This is a genomic window from Fibrella musci, from assembly GCF_041321105.1.
GTDB classification, from domain to species: Bacteria; Bacteroidota; Bacteroidia; order Cytophagales; family Spirosomataceae; genus Fibrella; species Fibrella musci.
On sequence record NZ_JBGGWD010000002.1, the window covers coordinates 85,847 to 103,938 of the forward strand.

16 protein-coding genes are annotated in these 18,092 nt (G+C 56.5%); 7 read left to right on the forward strand and 9 right to left on the reverse strand.

Annotation, left to right across the window (positions count from 1 at the left end):
* Positions 1 to 10: 10 nt before the first annotated feature.
* The 5 genes from ACAW74_RS06015 to pyrF all read right to left on the reverse strand — a co-directional run bounded on the left by ACAW74_RS06015 (position 11) and on the right by pyrF (position 4,300).
* The gene (locus tag ACAW74_RS06015) at positions 11 to 523 is read right to left on the reverse strand and encodes a DUF6265 family protein (protein WP_370697305.1); all 513 of its coding nucleotides are present in this window, start codon (positions 521 to 523) and stop codon (positions 11 to 13) included.
* Between the two features lie 95 nt (positions 524 to 618).
* Positions 619 to 1,029, reverse strand: a complete 411-nt coding sequence (locus ACAW74_RS06020) for a putative toxin-antitoxin system toxin component, PIN family (RefSeq protein ID WP_370697306.1) — start codon at positions 1,027 to 1,029, stop codon at positions 619 to 621.
* Positions 1,030 to 1,031: 2 nt separating this feature from the next.
* Complete coding sequence (locus tag ACAW74_RS06025) at positions 1,032 to 1,253, reverse strand: DUF8507 family protein (RefSeq protein ID WP_502918606.1); 222 nt, start codon at positions 1,251 to 1,253, stop codon at positions 1,032 to 1,034.
* 85 nt (positions 1,254 to 1,338) lie between these two features.
* Positions 1,339 to 3,384, reverse strand: a complete 2,046-nt coding sequence (locus ACAW74_RS06030; protein WP_370697308.1) for an OPT family oligopeptide transporter — start codon at positions 3,382 to 3,384, stop codon at positions 1,339 to 1,341.
* A gap of 94 nt (positions 3,385 to 3,478) precedes the next feature.
* Positions 3,479 to 4,300, reverse strand: coding sequence for an orotidine-5'-phosphate decarboxylase (gene pyrF / locus ACAW74_RS06035; RefSeq protein ID WP_370697309.1), 822 nt, complete (start codon positions 4,298 to 4,300; stop codon positions 3,479 to 3,481).
* Between the two features lie 89 nt (positions 4,301 to 4,389).
* Between pyrF and rfbC the strand changes: the two genes are divergently transcribed.
* The 5 genes from rfbC (at position 4,390) to ACAW74_RS06060 (ending at position 9,618) form a co-directional block, all read left to right on the forward strand.
* Positions 4,390 to 4,935: a dTDP-4-dehydrorhamnose 3,5-epimerase gene (gene rfbC / locus ACAW74_RS06040; protein ID WP_370697310.1), complete on the forward strand. Its 546-nt coding sequence runs from the start codon at positions 4,390 to 4,392 to the stop codon at positions 4,933 to 4,935.
* A 146-nt stretch (positions 4,936 to 5,081) separates the two neighbouring features.
* Positions 5,082 to 5,513 carry a MarR family winged helix-turn-helix transcriptional regulator gene (locus tag ACAW74_RS06045; RefSeq protein WP_370697311.1) on the forward strand — a complete coding sequence of 144 codons (432 nt, stop codon included), beginning with the start codon at positions 5,082 to 5,084 and terminating at the stop codon, positions 5,511 to 5,513.
* Between the two features lies 1 nt (position 5,514).
* Complete coding sequence (locus tag ACAW74_RS06050) at positions 5,515 to 6,846, forward strand: TolC family protein (protein ID WP_370697312.1); 1,332 nt, start codon at positions 5,515 to 5,517, stop codon at positions 6,844 to 6,846.
* A gap of 19 nt (positions 6,847 to 6,865) precedes the next feature.
* On the forward strand, positions 6,866 to 7,975 hold the full coding sequence (locus ACAW74_RS06055; protein ID WP_370697313.1) for an HlyD family secretion protein: 1,110 nt from the start codon (positions 6,866 to 6,868) through the stop codon (positions 7,973 to 7,975).
* A gap of 86 nt (positions 7,976 to 8,061) precedes the next feature.
* The gene (locus ACAW74_RS06060; RefSeq protein WP_370697314.1) at positions 8,062 to 9,618 is read left to right on the forward strand and encodes a DHA2 family efflux MFS transporter permease subunit; all 1,557 of its coding nucleotides are present in this window, start codon (positions 8,062 to 8,064) and stop codon (positions 9,616 to 9,618) included.
* Between the two features lie 96 nt (positions 9,619 to 9,714).
* On the opposite strand, the gene ACAW74_RS06065 is transcribed toward ACAW74_RS06060, so the two are convergent.
* The 4 genes from ACAW74_RS06065 to uvrA all read right to left on the reverse strand — a co-directional run bounded on the left by ACAW74_RS06065 (position 9,715) and on the right by uvrA (position 16,725).
* Positions 9,715 to 10,395: a type 1 glutamine amidotransferase domain-containing protein gene (locus ACAW74_RS06065; RefSeq protein ID WP_370697315.1), complete on the reverse strand. Its 681-nt coding sequence runs from the start codon at positions 10,393 to 10,395 to the stop codon at positions 9,715 to 9,717.
* A gap of 86 nt (positions 10,396 to 10,481) precedes the next feature.
* Positions 10,482 to 12,839, reverse strand: a complete 2,358-nt coding sequence (locus ACAW74_RS06070) for a T9SS type A sorting domain-containing protein (RefSeq protein ID WP_370697316.1) — start codon at positions 12,837 to 12,839, stop codon at positions 10,482 to 10,484.
* A gap of 107 nt (positions 12,840 to 12,946) precedes the next feature.
* The gene (locus ACAW74_RS06075; RefSeq protein ID WP_370697317.1) at positions 12,947 to 13,594 is read right to left on the reverse strand and encodes an NAD(P)-dependent oxidoreductase; all 648 of its coding nucleotides are present in this window, start codon (positions 13,592 to 13,594) and stop codon (positions 12,947 to 12,949) included.
* Between the two features lie 200 nt (positions 13,595 to 13,794).
* A complete protein-coding gene (gene uvrA, locus ACAW74_RS06080; protein WP_370697318.1) occupies positions 13,795 to 16,725 on the reverse strand; it encodes an excinuclease ABC subunit UvrA in 2,931 nt (976 codons plus the stop codon).
* A 144-nt stretch (positions 16,726 to 16,869) separates the two neighbouring features.
* Between uvrA and nfi the strand changes: the two genes are divergently transcribed.
* Together nfi and ACAW74_RS06090 are read left to right on the forward strand one after the other, a co-directional pair.
* Entirely contained in the window at positions 16,870 to 17,577 is a 708-nt protein-coding gene (nfi, locus tag ACAW74_RS06085; protein WP_370697319.1) for a deoxyribonuclease V, read from the forward strand.
* 48 nt (positions 17,578 to 17,625) lie between these two features.
* The gene (locus ACAW74_RS06090) at positions 17,626 to 18,072 is read left to right on the forward strand and encodes a GatB/YqeY domain-containing protein (protein ID WP_370697320.1); all 447 of its coding nucleotides are present in this window, start codon (positions 17,626 to 17,628) and stop codon (positions 18,070 to 18,072) included.
* Positions 18,073 to 18,092: the final 20 nt, after the last annotated feature.

Below are 18,092 nucleotides of genomic sequence, written 5' to 3' on the forward strand. Positions count from 1 at the left end.
CGGCAGTGGCCTACTTACGTACCTGATTGAAGATGAACAGGTCGCTGAACGCCCATTGCCCGTCTTTTTGCTGCCCACGCTGAATGACCAACTGGGTGGGCGACCGACGTTCGTAGATGATGCGGATGGAACCGTCTTCTTTCTCGAACAGCGCCTGATTTTTCTGCGCACTGATAAACGCATAGCGATCCGACTTATCTTTCTCTTCAACGCCGATCATGCCGGGTTTGAAGTGCTTGACCATCGCCACCGGGCCGCGTTCCGTCTGCTCGAAGACAAACAGTTCGTACAGCGACGGTTTGTTGTCCTTCATCATGCGGATGTAGCCGATGATGTTATCGCTGGCTGGGGCCGTCCAGGATGCTTCGATGGGGCCGCCGTTATACGTACCCAGCCAGTGGCCTTCGAGTAAGGCAACATCGGCCAACGAGCCGGGTTTTGATGAGGTAGTTTGCGCCTTGGCAGTGAGTAGTGTGGTGCTGCTCAGTAGCAGAGCCAGCAATAGGGTTTGAATCGTTTTCATCTACACAGAAGTTGAATCGAGCCCTAAACTAATGGACACTAAGGTTTGTATGAGTCTCGATTAGCCAACTATAGCCAACCAGTCTCGCTCGCTTGTTACCGCCCGACTAACTGCCTGAACGCTTCCAGTCGAACTACTTTGATTTTAGGGTACTCCCGTTCAGCCAATACATTAAAATCTGTATCGTTACTGACCAGATAATCCGCTCCGGCAGCGAAAGCGACATCTGCGAACTTGTCATCATCCGGATCGTGGCGAATCATCAGCCATTTAAAACTCGCCTCGACATGAATGACATGCGGTGCAACAGCCAACAATTTTAATACATTTTGAGCCAGCGAAGGGCTATAAAACTCACTTAGTTTTTCTTCGTATTCAGTCAGAATTTCCTGGCTAACCACCCATTCGAAGTCACGAGCCATAAACGCTGTATACAGCCAATAGTGCTCACTCGAACGGGGAATAGCGGCGATCAGGCAATTGGTATCAAGAACAACCCGGAGCATAGTCATGGCCTTGTTCGCTGCTGCTGATTCAGTATCTGGTCGAGGTTAGCCTGCGTGTAGCCTTTCTGCTGCATAATTTCGTCTGCTTCATTGCCGATCAACTCACTGTAGTACTCCATCAATAACTGATGCACTTTATCCAGTTCATCAGGTTGCATGGGCCGGTCAAAAAGCCGCATTAGTGATATCTGAACAGAATTAGGGCGGTTCGTTTCGGTCAACATCTTAAGCAATGGTTTACAGCCTATTGTGCCATCAGTATCGAATCTTGTTCCAAACTACTGACACAATAGGCTAACAACTAGCGGTTTACTCTGGTTTGCTCAGGCCCACGCGGCCCAGCGTGAAGGCCAGCGCGACGAATGCCAACGTACCCAGCAGCATGTAGCCGCCTTCGCCCAACGCCTCCGCCAGCGACGGTTCGAGCGACAGGCTCGACAACGCCCTGAACGCCCCCTCATTGACCGACAACCCCGCGACCAACACGCCTGCCAGCGCTCCACCAGCGACGAGGCCCGTAGCAAACAGATTGCCTTTGCTCAGGTCGTCGGTCTCTTCGGTTTCTTCTTCCAGCGGCGCGCCCGAATGCTTCACAATGGGCTTTTTCGTCCGCCAGTCGACGAAGGCTTTGACGCAACCACCCGCAAAAATGGGCAGCGTCGTCGACAGCGGCAGGTACAACCCCACGGCAAATGCCAGCGCGCTGATGCCCACCAGTTCAAACACAAACGCAAGCACGGCTCCTACCAGCACAAACTGCCAGTCGAGGTTGAACGACAGCAGGCCCTTGATGAGTGTCGCCATCAACGTACCCTGCGGGGCGGGGTAGCGGTCAGAACCAATCGCGTGGGTAATGCCCTGCGCCACCAGATCGGGCGTGGGCGTATCGAGCAGCTTCACCGTAGCGCCAACTACCACCGACGACACCACAACGCCCACGAACAGGGCCAATTGCTGGGCGCGGGGCGTAGCCCCGACCAGATACCCCGTTTTCAAATCCTGCGAGGTAGCCCCCGCGTTGGCCGCTGCTACGCAGATCAGGCTGCCCACCACCAGCACCGCCGGTTCGTAGGTACGTCCTGTCAGGCCGATACCGATGAAAATCAGCGCCGTACCCATAATGGTAGCGATGGTCATGCCCGACACCGGCGACGAACTCGACCCAATCAGCCCGACGATCCGGCTGGCGACGGTCACGAAGAAAAAACCGAATACGAGTACCAGAATGGCAATCAGCAGCTTGGTCAGGTACGTATCGCCGGGAATCTGCGGCAGCAACACCATCACGCCCACCAACACCAGACAGCCGATCACGACGGTGCGGCCACTCAGTTCCAGATCAGTCCGTAGTACCGGGCCAGCGGCTGTTTTGGCGTCGCCCTTGCTGATCGACGACCGAAACGACGAGACAATCGTCGGGATGGTTTTCAGCAGCGTCATGAAACCACCTGCTGTTACAGCACCAGCCCCAATTTGCCGGATGTAGGCCCGGTACACCGCCGCCGCTGTGTCGGTAAATGACTTGGTCGCGGGATTCCAGCCACCGGGACCACCAGCTTTGGTCAGGTCGTCGAGGTAACCGAGTTTTTGCAGTTGCAGGGCAATGGTTTCGCCCGGCACCAGCGACGCCAGCAGCGGAATCAGGCCCAGCCAGGCCAGGAAACCACCCGCTACCAGCACCGCCGAAATACGAAACCCGATGATATAGCCCACCCCGAGGTACTCCGGCGTAATTTCGCCCGCCACCTGCGCCGATGGGAAAAAGCGGTTGGTCTGTTTGGTTGCCCAGACCGGCACCTCGGCCACAATGTGCAGCACTTTTTGCAGGGCTGCATATAGAAACGCCGCGCCCAGCCCCAAGTAGGCCGTTCGGGCGAAGTCACCACCTTTTTCACCGGCAATCAGCACCGACGCACAGGCCGTACCTTCCGGGTAGGGTAACGTATCGTGTTCATCCACAATCAGAGACCGGCGCAGGGGCACCATCATCAACGTACCCACCAAGCCGCCAATGATCGCCAGCGTCAGGATCGTCCAGTAGTTGAAGAAGTTAGTCCCGGCGCCTTCCGTCAGAAACAGAAAACCCGGCATGGTGAATACAACACCCGAGGCGATGCTCTCCCCCGCCGAGCCGGTGGTCTGGATAATGTTGTTTTCGAGAATAGTGGTACCCAGAAACCGACGCCCAAGCGAGATAGCCAGCACCGAAATCGGGATGGAGGCCGACACGGACAACCCGGCTTTGAGCGAGAGGTAAACGGTGGCGGCGCCAAAGAGGACACCAAAAAAGGCGCCCACCAGAATGGCTTTGAGCGAGAGCTCAGCCGGTGATTCGGAAGCAGGGATGAAGGGCAATGGTTCGTTAAAGGTTTGATGTTTGTAGTTTGAGGTTGGCTTTCGTCGGAGAACTCCTGGGCGTTAGCCAACCTCAAACTACAAACATCAGACCTTAAACCAAAAAAGTAGCCATCTCCTGCTGAATAGCCTTAGCTTCGGCAGCGGCGGCTTCGGCGAAGTCGGTTCCTGACGAGGCATAGAGAATGCTGCGCGAGGCATTAACGAGCAAACCACCGTCGGGTGTGAGGCCATTTTTCGAGACATCGGCCAGCGAGCCGCCCTGCGCGCCTACCCCCGGCACGAGCAGGAAATGCTGCGGAGCCAGTTCACGGATGCGGCATAATTGTTCGGCTTGCGTGGCTCCCACCACAAACATCAGTTGCTCGTGGGTAGCCCAGGTTTGGGCTTTTTCGATAACCGTCTCAAACAGTTCCTGCGTATCATTATCGACCGATTGACGCTGAAAATCAGCACTACCGGGGTTGCTCGTCAGCGCCAGCAGAATCACCCATTTCCCGGGGTAGTCGAGGAAGGGTATCACCGAATCGTGGCCCATATAGGGCGCAACCGTCACGGCGTCGAAATCCAGCCCAGCGGCCGATTTATCGAAAAACGTGCGCGCATACAGGCCCGACGTGTTGCCGATGTCGCCCCGTTTGGCGTCGGCGATGGTGAAGCAATCGTTCGGAATATATTCCAGCGTTTTTTGTAGGCTTTCCCAGCCGCGAGGTCCCTGCGCTTCGTAGAACGCGATGTTGGGTTTGTAAGCCACGGCGTAGGGCGCGGTGGCGTCGATAATGGCCTTGTTGAACGCAAAAACGGGGTCGGCCTCACTCAGCAAATGCGGTGGGAGTTTCTGAATATCGGTGTCTAACCCCACACAGAGGTAGGATTGTTTTGCCTTGATGAGTGCCGAAAGTGCCTGATAATTCATGCTTTTAATCAATTGCGGTGGGTCAAAAGTACGAACGTACCCGGCGGAAGTCTATTTTTGCTCCCGATTCAGCATCGAAACAACTTCACATGCAAGTGCGTCAAACGGCCATCGACGGCCTGATTGAATTGATTCCCCGCGTTTTCGAAGACGAGCGCGGCCATTTCTTCGAATCATACAACAAGACATTATTCACGTCGCTGGGCCTGCCGATGGATTTTGTGCAGGATAACCAATCGTTCTCGACCAAAGGCGTATTGCGCGGGCTGCATTTCCAGAATGAGCCTTTCGCGCAGGGCAAGCTGGTGCGGGTGATCACGGGGCAGGTGCTCGACGTAGCCGTTGACCTGCGGCCCGACTCGCCCACGTTTGGCCAGTACGAGACCTTTCTGCTCGATGGCAAAATGGCCAACATGGCCTGGATTCCTGAAGGCTTCGCCCACGGTTTTGTGGCGCTCGAAGACAGTATCTTCAGCTACAAATGCACCAACGTGTATAACAAAGCCGCCGAAGGTGGCATCCGCTGGGATGATCCCGACCTGAATATCGACTGGGGCATTACCAACCCCAACGTGTCGGAAAAAGACCAGATTCTGCCTACGTTCCGGTCGCTCTTCCCCCACGTAGTGATCTAGCTCTTTTCCTGGAATACCCTTTCATCAGCCACCTGTTGCCCTATCTGGCGCACTGGGTGGCTGATCTTATAATTGGATTAAATTTCGTTTAAACGAAATTCGTTCAAACAACTATTGGTTATACCTTTACCAGCCTATCAGCCGTCATGAATAAGCCTTATCGCAATGAATATCACCGACTTATCGCCAACCTGCATAAGACAGATGGCTATATCGTCAACTATTTCGCGCAGAAACTGGCCCCGTTTGATCTGTCAGTACAGCAGTACGTAGCCCTTCGGCGGCTCTCAGAGGTCTACCCCAATAGCCTGACGGCGGGCGAACTTAAAGAGAAGCTCAACGACCTGAATCCCGACCTGACCCGACTGGTCGACCGCCTCGTGGCCAAGAACCTGGTAGTGCGCGAAGTCGACCCCGACAACCGCCGCCGCGTGAACCTGCGGCTCACGAGTGAGTCGATTCAGTTCGTGGAAAAAGTAGCGACTGAGTTCAACGATTTTGAATCCATCGTCAGCCACCTGACCTACGATGAAGTGAATACCCTGAATACACTCCTGACTAAAATTCGTACCAAGTAAGATGAAGAAGTACCTCGTTGGCCTGAGTTTGTGGAGCCTGAGCGTTGGAGGGGCGCTGGCCCAACCTGCACCTCAGGTGTTGCCGCTGGATCAGGCCATCCAACTCGCGTTGAAAAACAACAAAGGCCTCAAACTGGCCGATTCGCGTACCCAAGCCGCTCAGGCCCGGGCGCAGGAAGTAAAAGACCGCAACCTGCCGCAGGCCACCGCTTCGCTGGCCTATTCGCGTTATAGCCTCACGGGCCCCTTTGCTTTCGGAGAGGGCTCAGACGGCAAACCGCTGTTTGGCATTCCGGCGGGGTCGTTTCCCGCCACGATCGGTGGCGTAACGGTCAGCAAGGAAGTTTTTGGTGGATTTGCCGAAAAATCGGCGAAGCTTTCCGCCGACCTACTGGCCCAAGCCAGCAAACTCGATGCGCAGCGCAACCGGGAAGAACTGGTCTACACGGTTACGGAAGCGTATTACAACATCGTGAAGCTGATTCGGTCGACGGCGGTAATCGAACAGAACATCCGGCAGTTTGACGAGCGGGAACGCGAAGCCAAAAATTTGCAGAAAGAGGGGGTCGTCACGGCCAACGAAGTGTTGAAGATTCAGCTTCAGCGCAACAACCTGCAACTGAGTCGGCAACAGGTGGAAAAGTCGCGCCAGACGGCCCTGTATAACTTCGGTTTGCTGATTGGTCAGCCTGACAATCAGCCTATTTCGGTCGATACGACCCTGCGCAACCCAGCCACGACACTCGCCCCGATGAGCGATTTTCTGACGAAAGCCGTTCAGGTACGTCCCGAGGTGCAGGCCAACAACCTGCGTGTTCAGGCGGCCGACGCGCAGTTGACCAACGTAAAAAGTGCCATGTATCCGCACCTGGGTGTATCGGCGGGCTACAATTACATCAACCCGTCGGCGCGGGTGATTCCCGAAGGCAATTCGTTTATCAGCGCCTGGAACGTGGGAGCGGGTATCAGCTACAACATCGGGTCGCTTTACAACCTGAAAGGTCGCCTGAACACCGCCAAAACGGCGATCGATCAGGCCACGATTCAGGGGCAACAGCAAACCGACCAGATCCGGTCGGAAGTGGTGACAGCCTACAACAATTACCAGCTGGCGATTGAGCAGCAGAGTGTGATCCGCACGGCGGTCGATCAGGCGCAGGAGAATTACCGCCTCGCCGAATCGCGGTTCCGCAACGGACTGGTGGGTTCAACCGACCTGCTCGAAGCCGACAGTTTCCTGATTCAGGCCCAGCTCAACGTGATCAACGCGACCGTCGACGCCCAACTGGCCTACCAGCGGCTCCTGAAAGCGAGCGGCATCAACCTTAATTAACCGTTTTCGATACAACCTTATGAATACCAAGTTATTGCTCCGCGTAGGGGGCGTTCTTATTCTGGTCGCTGCGCTTTTCTTTGGGTACAGCGAGTTTCGGTACCTGCAACGCTATGAAACCACCGACGACGCCCAAATCGACGGCGACGTTGATCCCGTAACGCCCAAAGTAGGTGGGTACGTGAAAGCCATTCGCTTTAAAGACAACCAGTTTGTGCACGAAGGCGACACGCTCTTTGTGATCGACGATGCCGATTACCGCATCCGGGTGGCGCAGGCCGAAGCTGCCCTGCAAAGCGCGCAGGCCGGTGTTGGTGTGAGCCGGTCGCAGGTAAACGTGGCGGCCGCCACGATTCAGAGTTCGCAGGCAACCGTACAGACGGCCCGTAATCAGGTCGCTACGGCGCAGGCCAATCTGGCCGCTGCTCAGGCCCGTGCCCGCAAAGCAAGCCAGGATTTTGACCGGTACAGCCGGTTATTAGCCGAAAAAACGGTGCCGCAACAACAGTTCGACGCCATACAGGCCGAACGTGATGCGGCGCAGGCACAGGTACAGGCCGCACAGGCGCAGCTCCAAACGGCGCAGTCGCAGGTGAGCGCGGCCGGTACCCAAACAGGTATCACCAACTCGCAGCGCCGGGCTACAGAAAGCCAGATTTCGGTGGTGCAGGCAACGATCAAACAACGGCAGACCGAACTCGATCTGGCCAACCTGCAACTGTCGTACACGATTGTGCGGGCACCGGCGTCGGGCGTGATTTCGAAACGGTCGGTGCAGGTAGGGCAGCTGATTCAGGCGGGTCAGGCGCTGTGCTCGGTGGTTGGCAATGACAACCTGTGGGTAACGGCCAACTTCAAAGAAACGCAGGTGGGGCAGATGCAGCCGGGACAACTGGTTAACGTTGAAGTCGACGCCTTCGATGGCGAGAAATTCACGGGCCGCGTTGGTTCGTTTGCCGGTGCCACGGGTGCCAAATTCTCGCTGCTACCGCCCGACAACGCTACGGGCAACTACGTCAAAGTAGTGCAGCGGATTCCGGTACGGATCGAATTAGCCAAAAACAGTCCCCTCTTCGCCCGCCTGCGCCCCGGCATGAGCGCAACCGTAGCCGTGGATATTCAGAAGTAGTTTAATGTCTGACGTTTAAGGTTTGAGGTTCAGTGCAACTACTGCGTCTTAACCTTAAACGTCAGACGTCAAACCTCAAACAATTTATGAAATTAGGCTTTGATAAATGGATCGTTGTCCTGACCGTGACGACGGCAGCGCTGCTCCAGACCATCGACTCGTCCATCGTCAACGTGACGCTGAACCAGATGATGGGCAACCTCGGCGCGTCGCTGGGCGATATTAGCTGGGTCGTAACGGGCTATGCGGCGGCCAGTGCGGTCATGATTACGATGTCGGGTTGGCTCAGCGCCAAGCTGGGGCGGCGGAATTACTTCGCGGCCTCCATCGTCGTCTTTACCATCGCGTCGGTCTTTTGCGGCCTGTCGACCAACGTGTGGGAACTCGTCTTTTTCCGGGTCTTGCAGGGCATTGGCGGGGGCGGCTTACTCACCACAGCTCAATCCATTCTGATCCAGACGTTTCCGAAAGAAGACATTGGCATCGCCAACGCCATCTTCGGGATGGGCGTGATCATCGGGCCATCGATTGGTCCTACGCTGGGTGGCTACATTACCGACAATCTCTCGTGGAACTGGGTGTTCTACATCAACATCCCGTTCGGCATTCTGGCCACCGTGATGACCTACGCTTACATCAAAGAACCGACGGAGAAGGTCGCGGCGGGCAGTATGGACTGGCTGGCGCTGATCATGCTGATCGTGGGTATCGGTGGGTTGCAGATCATTCTCGAAAAAGGACAGGAAAACGACTGGTTCGATTCGAGCTTTATCACCATCATGACCACCGCCGCCGTGTTGTGCATCATCGGCTTTATCTGGCGGCAACTGACCGTCGACATCCCTATTCTTGACCTACGATTACTCCGCTTGCGGCGTTACGCGGTGGGTACGTTGTTCAACTTCATTCTGGGCTTCGGGCTGTTTGCGTCGGTGTTTATTATCCCGGTGTTCTGCCAGACCATTCTGGGCTTCACGGCGAGCCAAACCGGGTTGCTGCTGATGCCAGGCTCGCTCGCCACCGGCCTGATGATGCCCGTGGTGGGTGGGTTGATGAAAAAGAATTTCACCTCGCCCATCGTCTACGCTGGCATCGGCTTCGTGCTCTTCTTCGGCTTCTGTTTCGATCTGTCGTACATCAGCCTGGAAGCGGGTCCCGAATATTTCTTCTGGCCGCTCATTATCCGGGGCATCGGTATGGGACTGATTTTCATCCCGTTAACCACCGTGACGCTGGCTGACCTGAAGCCCGTCGAGATTCCGCAGGGATCGGCCCTGTCGAACACCATCCGGCAGTTGGGCGGTACGTTCGGTACGGCCATCATGACAACCTATATCTCGACCCGGACGGTCTTTCACAGCTCGCGGCTGGGTGATAACATCTCGCTTTACAACCCCCTCTCGGCCGAGCGGCTACGGCAGTATACGCAGCTATTCCTGTCGAAAGGCGACGCGCTGGTAACGGCCACCAGCAAGGCGTACCGGCTGTTGCAAGGATCGGTAGTGAAACAGGCGCTGGTGATGACCTACGCCGATGCCTTCCTGATTATTGGCGGTTTCTTCCTGGTCTGTGTGCCGCTGTTGCTGCTCTTCATTGGTAAGAAGATCGAAACCCCCGCCCACGTCGAGATGGCGATGGAGTAAGGGGAGTCTTCTGTTTGCTGTTCACTGTCCTCTGTTGGCTGACGCACGTGTATGTATGCGTCAGCCAACAGAGGACAGTGAACAGCAAACAGAAGACTACTTTTCAAACATCTCTTCCACCACTTTCCGACCGACTTTGCGGGCGGAGAGGGGATTCTGGCCGGTGATGAGGCGCTCATCGACCTCTAAGTGCGGCATGTATGGAATCAGCGATTTGCTGTAGATCGCGCCGCGTTTTTTCAGCTCATCTTCCAGCAAAAACGGCACTTCGCCATCGAGCCGGACCAGTTTTTCTTCCATGTTGGAAAAGCCCGTCACCTGTTTGTCTTTCAGGAAGGGCGTGCCGTCGGAGAGCGTCACGTTGAGCAGGCCCGCCACACCGTGGCAAACCGCCGCCACCATACCCCCGTGTTCATAGATCTGTCGCGTGATGGCCTGTAGGGCTTCGTTGTTCGGGAAATCCCACATGGTACCGTGGCCGCCCGTAAAATAGATGATCTGGTAATCGGCAGCACGTACCTGATCGGGCCGCAGCGAATTGGCCAGTTTCTCCTGAAACACCGGGTTATGCGTCCACTTATCGTTGGTGTTATCGCGCGATTCGACGCTGCGCTCATCGAGCGGAATCGGGCCACCCTGCGGGCTTACAAAGTCGAACTGGATATTCCGATCCTGCAATTCGTCGTAGAAATGCGTAGCCTCGCTGAGCCAAAGGCCCGTCTTCTGGGGCTTGGTCGGGTAGTTGGAGTGGCTCGTGCAGACGATCAGTGCTTTCATGGCAAGGCGTATTCAGTAGGCAACGGCGAAAGTTACGGCATAACGGCGGAGGGGGCAAACTGCGGCCTTCGCTTACCCCGTCAAGATTAGCGCGTTACCATCAGTTTGTTGGTCTGGCTGTAATCGCCCGTGTCGAGCCGGTACAGGTACAGACCCGCCGACCACGTGCTCGTATCCACTCCAATCCGGTGCGTACCGGCTGGGTACGTGCCCTCGGCGAGTGTCCTGACCAACGTACCTGAACTGCTCAGCAACCGCAGGGTTATAGCGCCGGCGCTCGGCAGCGTAAACGAGATGTATGCCATCTGACCCGCCGGGTTGGGTACGTGGCGCAGGTTCACGCGCAACGTTGGCTCGCTGGCTGTCAGCACAAACGCGTCTGACACATTGCTACAGCCGTTGGTCGTAACGCGTACGGCATACGTACCCACCGCCGTATTGGTAAACGTTTGCCCGGTCGCATTCGGAATCACGGCCCCATTCAGGAGCCACTGATTGCCCGTCGGGCTGCTCGACGTCAGCCCGTTGGCCGTGGCGGTGATGGTCGGTTTGGCCGGGATGGCATTGATGCTGACGGCCACGGGCGACGAAGCCGTGCTCACACAATTGCTCGTGTTACGTGCCGTGACGGTATAATTGCCCGATGCCGTGGCCGAATACGTTGGCGACACGGCACCCGCGATAGGCGCGCCGTTGAGCAGCCACTGGTAAGTAACGCCCGCTCCGTCGGCGGTCAACGACACAGCCGAGCCCATACAGACCGAGGCGCTACCAGCCACGGTTACCGCAGGCGTTGCCGGAGTTGCACTCGTCGTTATGGCTATTTCATTCGAAAGCAAGCTGTTGCATCCAGCTGCATTCCTGACCGACAGCGCATAGTTACCGGCCTGTGTAACGGTGAGCGAAGCCGTGCGGTCGGGCAGAGGCACGCCGTTGAGATACCAGATGTACGTATCGCTCTGAGGCGCTACCAGCAACGCCGAACCGCCCGGACAAAAGGTTGCCCCCCCGCTGACGCCAATGGTGGGTCGCGTGGGTACGTTGGCGCAGTTGACGTTGGTGTTGAGCAACGCCCGCAACGTAGCGCGGCCGCCCGTAGCAACCTGAAACGGCTTGCCCATGTATGATATCAAGCCCTCGGTTGCTTGCATCGCTGTCCGACCCTCGGCGCGTTTGGCCATGTAATCGTAATAAGCCATTTCGGTGGGCGTGAGCAGGCTTTCCGACAGCACGATAGAGGCGATGGCGTACCGTTTCTGGCTCTGCGTGGCGTTAGGCACCCGTGGGCCTTCGATGGCGATAAAGTCGTTGATGCTGTAGGTATTGAACGCCGTTTTGGGGAATGTACCGCCCGCAGGTACGTTGGTCTGGTCTTTGAAAATGATGGCGGTCTGTTTCACATCGGCGGGGGCGAGTAACCCCATCATGTACAGCTCCCAGTCGTTGTAGCCGCCTTCGACCGTCTTGGGGTTGTAGTCCAGCCGCCAGCTATCGCCAAGGTCCACGAAGTTGTAGTTGAAATTGCTGCCCTGCTTGGTGGCGCCGCCGCTGTAGCCCATGACGGCCGTAGCCAGGTTGGAGATAGGCCAATGCGGAACCCCATCTTTTAAAAAGCTTTTGCTCGACTGGTTAATCCACTGATGCGCTATTTCGTGAATGTAGCCCTGGTTGGCCCCGTCGAATAAGCTGGGCAGCGGAAACTGATTGTAGCCGATCAGCCGCCCCGCGCTACCAAACGGAACACCGCCATTGGCAGGCCCGGTACCGAAGCCAATACCCTGCACGGTGTTGTTGATCGTGGCGTGATAGCGGTTATCCAAAAAGCCGGGCACAAGCACGTAATTGATAAAATCAAACTCGTCGGCGTGGTATTTATAAAACGTTTTGGTGTACGCCTGCCGGTCATTATCGGCCGGGGTATTGATCGTCGACGGAACGACGATGTTGAAGACGTAATCCGAATACTGGGTGCTGTTGTCGATTTTCCTGGGCGTAACAACGGGTACGTCGGCGGGGAGTAGCAGGATGAACCCGTTGACCTGCGAGATCTGTGTAGTGCCCACAAACAGGCGAATGAACCCAAAGAAAGGCTCGGCCCATTTGCCAGCAGGAGGCGCCATGTTGGCCGAAAAAATGCCGTCTTTGGCTTTCTTGTCGCCGTTGCTGCCGTTGTCGTTCAGCGTTACTGTTGTCTGCGTGGTTTCGTTAACCATGCGCAACTCGGTAGGTTGTCCTGTCGTTGTCACCTCGAGCAAGACCTGTTGCGTACTGTTGATCGGAACTACGCTCGGTGTCAGCGCATACCGGACAATACGTTCACCCGCCAACGGTTTGTTGAGGGTAACCATCTGCGCCAGATCGTTGTAGCAGCTTGTCGTAGACTGCGCCTGTAAGGCAGTGATCAGGTGCAGCAAAAAGAGGGCGGATAGTAGCAGTTTTTTCATGCAGCAAAACGGATTTAACTGGATCTAAAGCAGTTAGTCAGCGAAGATATACCGTTTTGCGAAAGCCCGGTCAGCGACCCAAACAGACCGCCAACCGGGCTGGCTACTTACGACCGACTAGCCACAAACAGCGCCTGCCGATGGTACGACCGATCGGTGAGTTGATCGATCAGGAAACGGGCCAGATCTACTCCGGCAATGTGTTGGCCGGGCAGCTGATGCGCCGCCACAACGTACCCAGCCGCTTCGGCTTCCGGCAAAATGTGGGGTACACGCACGTACGTCCAGTCGAGATCGCTGTCGTGCAACAGCTGATACTCTACACGGCGGTCGTTCATCATGGCCGGAAAATGCTGTTGCATGTAGTCGGCAGCGGCGCGGGTTGGGCCGTCGAGTGGTTCCTGCCCCGTATCAAACAGGCTGGACACGACTACGTACCGGCTGATGCCCGCCTGTGTCATCGCCGCGATAATCCCACGGGTAACGCCCGACGTGATGGGCACAGTTTCACCCTTCGGGTGGCCCAGCGTGCTCAGCAGGGCAGAACTACCCGTCAGCAGGTCGCGGAGGGCGTCGGCATCGCGGGCATCGCCCGGTAGAATCGTGAGATTAGTATCCCGGATCGTAGACTGATCGGGGTGGCGAAGCAGCAGTCGAACGCGGTATGCCGCGCCAAGGGCTGCCTGCACAAGGGGCCGTCCGGCTTTGCCGGCACCGCCCAAAATAGAAATCGTTGATTGTGAAATTGTATGCATACGGCTAACCGGCTGATGATGAAAAATCAGACATACCGTTCCCGGTGCCGTTGAGGGCACGCAGAACAGGCGGATATATGGTTAGCAGCGTTTAATGGGGTAAAAATAGGGTTTAAAGTTTAACGTCTAGCGTTTAAGGTTGGCTGACACACACAGAGAATGCATCAGCCAACCTTAAACGCTAGACGTTAAACTTTAAACTACACTTTCCCTTTCAGGAAATCAGCCGTGTAGCTGACGCCTTCGTCGAGTTTGGTCATCTCTTCGGGCGTGCCGGTGAAGGTAACGTACCCACCCGTGTCGCCGCCTTCTTTGCCCAAGTCGATGATGTGATCGGCCGATTTGATCACCTCCATATTGTGCTCGATGATAATCACCGAATCGCCCTGATCAACCAGTGCGTTGATGGCTTTCAGCAGCTTACGGATGTCGTGAAAATGCAGGCCGGTGGTGGGTTCGTCAAAAATGAACAGCGTCTTGCCTTTGTTGGGGTTACCCTTCGTCAGGAACGACGCCAGCTTCACGCGTTGCGCCTCACCACCCGACAGCGTATTGGCCGACTGCCCCAGGCCGATGTAGCCGAGACCTACTTCCTGCAACGGCAGCAGCTTGTCGACCATCTTCGGCTCGACTTTCCGGAAAAAGTCAATGGCTTCGTCGACGGTCATGTCGAGAATGTCCGACACGTTTTTGTCGCCGAGCGTGACCTCCAGCGTTTCCTGCTTGAAGCGTTTACCGCCGCAGCCTTCGCATTTGAGGTAAATGTCGGCCATGAACTGCATCTCGACTTTCACCTCGCCTTCGCCCTGACACACCTCGCAACGCCCGCCGTCGACGTTGAACGAAAACTGGCTGGGTTTATAGCCCCGCGCTTTCGAGATGGGTTGGTCGGCCATCACCTGCCGGAGGTAGTCATAGGCCTTGATGTAGGTGACGGGGTTCGATCGGCTCGATTTGCCAATCGGATTCTGATCGATCATCTCGATCGCCGCAATCCGGTCCACCGACCCCGTGAGTTCGGTGTATTTACCCGACTCTTCGCCCCCTTCGCCTTTCATCCGACTAAGCGCGGGGTAGAGCACTTTCCGAATCAGCGTCGATTTGCCCGATCCCGACACGCCCGTCACGACAGCCATTGTATTGAGCGGGAAACGTACGTCGACGTCTTTGAGGTTGTTTTCACGCGCACCCTTCAGGTCAATCCAGTGCGTTGGCTTGCGCCGGAACGTCGGCACCGGCACGGTTTCCCGCCCCGTCAGAAAGTCGAGAGTGTGGGAGTGCAGGTCGGAAAGGTATGCAGCAGAAAGGCTCCCCCCTGCTCCCTGCTCCGTGCCCCCCGCAATGTCGTCCCATGTTCCCTGGAACACGAGGTGACCACCACCAGAACCCGCTTCGGGACCGATGTCGATGATCTGATCGGCGGCGCGCATCACTTCTTCTTCGTGCTCCACCACAATCACGGTGTTACCCATGTCGCGCAGGGTTTCGAGCACGCTTACGAGCCGTTGGGTATCGCGTGGATGCAGCCCGATACTGGGTTCGTCGAGAATATACATCGACCCCACGAGCGCCGAGCCGAGCGACGTTGCCAGCTTAATCCGCTGGTACTCTCCACCCGACAAACTGTTGGTCAGCCGGTTGAGCGTCAGATAGCCAAGTCCCACGCGCTCCATGTAATCGAGCCGGTTCTGGATCTCGACCAGAATCCGGTCGGCTACTTTACGATCGCCTTCGGGCAACGCAAGCGTACGGAAGAACTGCGCCGTCTGAGCGATGGGCATCAGCACCAAGTCGGTAATCGACTTGCCGCCCACCTTCACGAAGCTGGCATCACGGCGGAGGCGCGAGCCCCGGCACTCCGGACAAGTGGTTTTGCCCCGGTAGCGCGACAGCATCACGCGGTATTGCACCTTGAACGTCTGGCTTTCGACAAACGAAAAGAAATCGTTCAGGCCACTGAAATACTGGTTGCCCGTCCAGAGCACCTCCTGCTGCTCGGGCGTCAGTTCTTTATAAGGCCGATGGATGGGGAAGTCGAACCGGATGCCGTTGCGCAGCAGGGGTTTCAGGAACTCCTCGCTCATCTTCTCGCTTCGCCAGGGCATAATAGCCCCTTCAAACACCGACAGATTTTTGTCGGGAATGACCAGATCGGGGTCAATACCCAACACCTTCCCGAAGCCATCGCAACGGCGGCAGGCGCCGTAGGGATTATTGAACGTGAACAGGTTAACGCTCGGCTCCTCGAAGGCAACACCATCCAGTTCGAACCGGTCGGAGAAGTCACGTACCTCAACGCCCACCACATCGACGCGGCAGGCGCCTTCGCCTTCGTTGAAAGCCGTCTGCACCGAATCGGAGAAGCGGTACTGCGTGTCTTCGTCGGGTTGGCCGTTTTCGTCCAGGATCACCGTACCCCGGTCGATGAGAATGTATAAGTCGGAGGAAGGGAGGCTAGATGACGGGCTTCCGTCTCCATCAATAACAGCCTCGATCTGAAGCACCTGCCCTTCCGAAACCAGCCGCGTGTAGCCTTTCTGGAGCAGAATTTTCAGCTCGGCAGTCAGGGGGCGGTCTTCGCGGAGGTGCAGCGGCGCCATCACCATCACCCGCTGACTTTCGGGCTGGGCGAAGATGAAATTCACTACGTCGGTGACGGTATCTTTTTTTACTACCCCACCCGAAACGGGCGAATAGGTAATGCCGACACGGGCATACAGTAGTTTGAGGTAATCGTAGATTTCAGTCGACGTACCTACGGTTGACCGCGGGTTGCGCGAGGTCACCTTCTGCTCGATGGCGATGGCCGGCGACACACCCTTGATGTACTCGACTTCGGGCTTTTCCATCCGGCCCAGAAACTGCCGGGCGTAGCTGCTGAGGCTCTCGACATACATGCGCTGCCCTTCGGCAAAGAGTGTATCGAACGCCAGCGACGACTTGCCCGACCCCGACAAACCCGTGACCACCACCAGTTTGTTGCGCGGAATGGCCACGTCGAGACTCTTTAAATTGTGGACTTTAGCCCCCTTAATGATAATAAACTGTTTGGGGTCTAACTGATCAACCGACCCATTCAGGGCACCATTAGACTGAATGGGCTGAACGTCGGCTTCGGCTTGTTGACTCATGCGTTGGAAATGCAGATGGGCTATCTTGTTTCCAACGGAAAACCGCGGTGGTAGGTTCTGTTTGAGTTGACATATACTAAGTTTAAAGTCTAAAGTGCGTCAACTCGCGTTGTACGGGTAAAATCACCTTATAGCAACTGTCCTTTGGCCACTCAACCCCTTAATCGACCCGTTGGGCCACCTTGGCCCGATAGCCCAGAAGCGGCCGTTGCCTTGCAACAGCAACTGCGGCATCAGGTACGTATCCAACCGCTGACCGAGCCGCCCCAGACCATTGCGGGTTGCGACATTTCGTTCAACAAGTTTGAAGAGACCGTCTACGCGGGCATCGTGGTACTTCGCCTCGACACGCTGGAAACCATCGCCGAAGCCACCGCCATCACCACTACGAGCTTTCCCTACATACCTGGCCTGCTCTCGTTCCGCGAAATCCCTGCCTTGCTCGAAGCCTGGGACAACCTGACCGTCTTACCCGACGTAGTCGTATTTGATGGACACGGTATTGCACACCCGCGCCGGATAGGTATTGCGTCGCACGCGGGTCTGTACCTCGACCGGCCCACTCTGGGCTGCGGCAAGTCGGTGCTGGTGGGCCGCTACGACGAACCGGCGCCCGAACGCGGCGCATGGTCGCCTATGCTGCACCGGGGCGAGGTGATCGGCGCGGCGCTACGCACCAAAAATCGGGTCAACCCGGTCTACGTCTCACCCGGCCACCTGATCGACCTCGACACGAGCATCGACCTCATGCTTCGTTGCGACGGTGGCTATCGCATTCCGGAGCCAACCCGTCGGGCGCATAATCTGGTCAATGCCGTGCGGCGGGCCAACTTAGCCGACCAGGCCCAATAGGTTTAAAAACCGACGTACCTTTGCCTATTCATTCAATCAACTACCCTGATGACACTGAAAGAACAAATCGACGCCGATATTAAAGAGGCCATGAAGGCCAAAGAGCAGGATCGCCTCCGCGCACTGCGGGCCGTGAAGAGCATGATTCTCCTCGAAGAAACCAAAGAGGGCGCTACCGGCACGATCTCGAAAGACGATGAAATCAAGCTACTGTCGAAAGCCGTGAAACAACGCCGGGACTCGGCCGACATTTACCGCCAACAGGGTCGCGAAGATTTGTTGGCTACGGAAGAAGCCGAAATCGCCGTGATCTCGAACTACCTGCCCAAGCAACTGTCGGAAGACGAACTGCGCGCCAAAGTACAGGAACTGATCGCGCAGGTAGGTGCCACCGGCCCTGGCGACATGGGCAAGGTAATGGGCGCGGCTTCGAAAGCGCTCGCCGGCCAGGCCGAAGGCAAAGCCATCTCGGCGATGGTAAAGAGCTTGTTGTAATGTCTAATGAACAATGGATA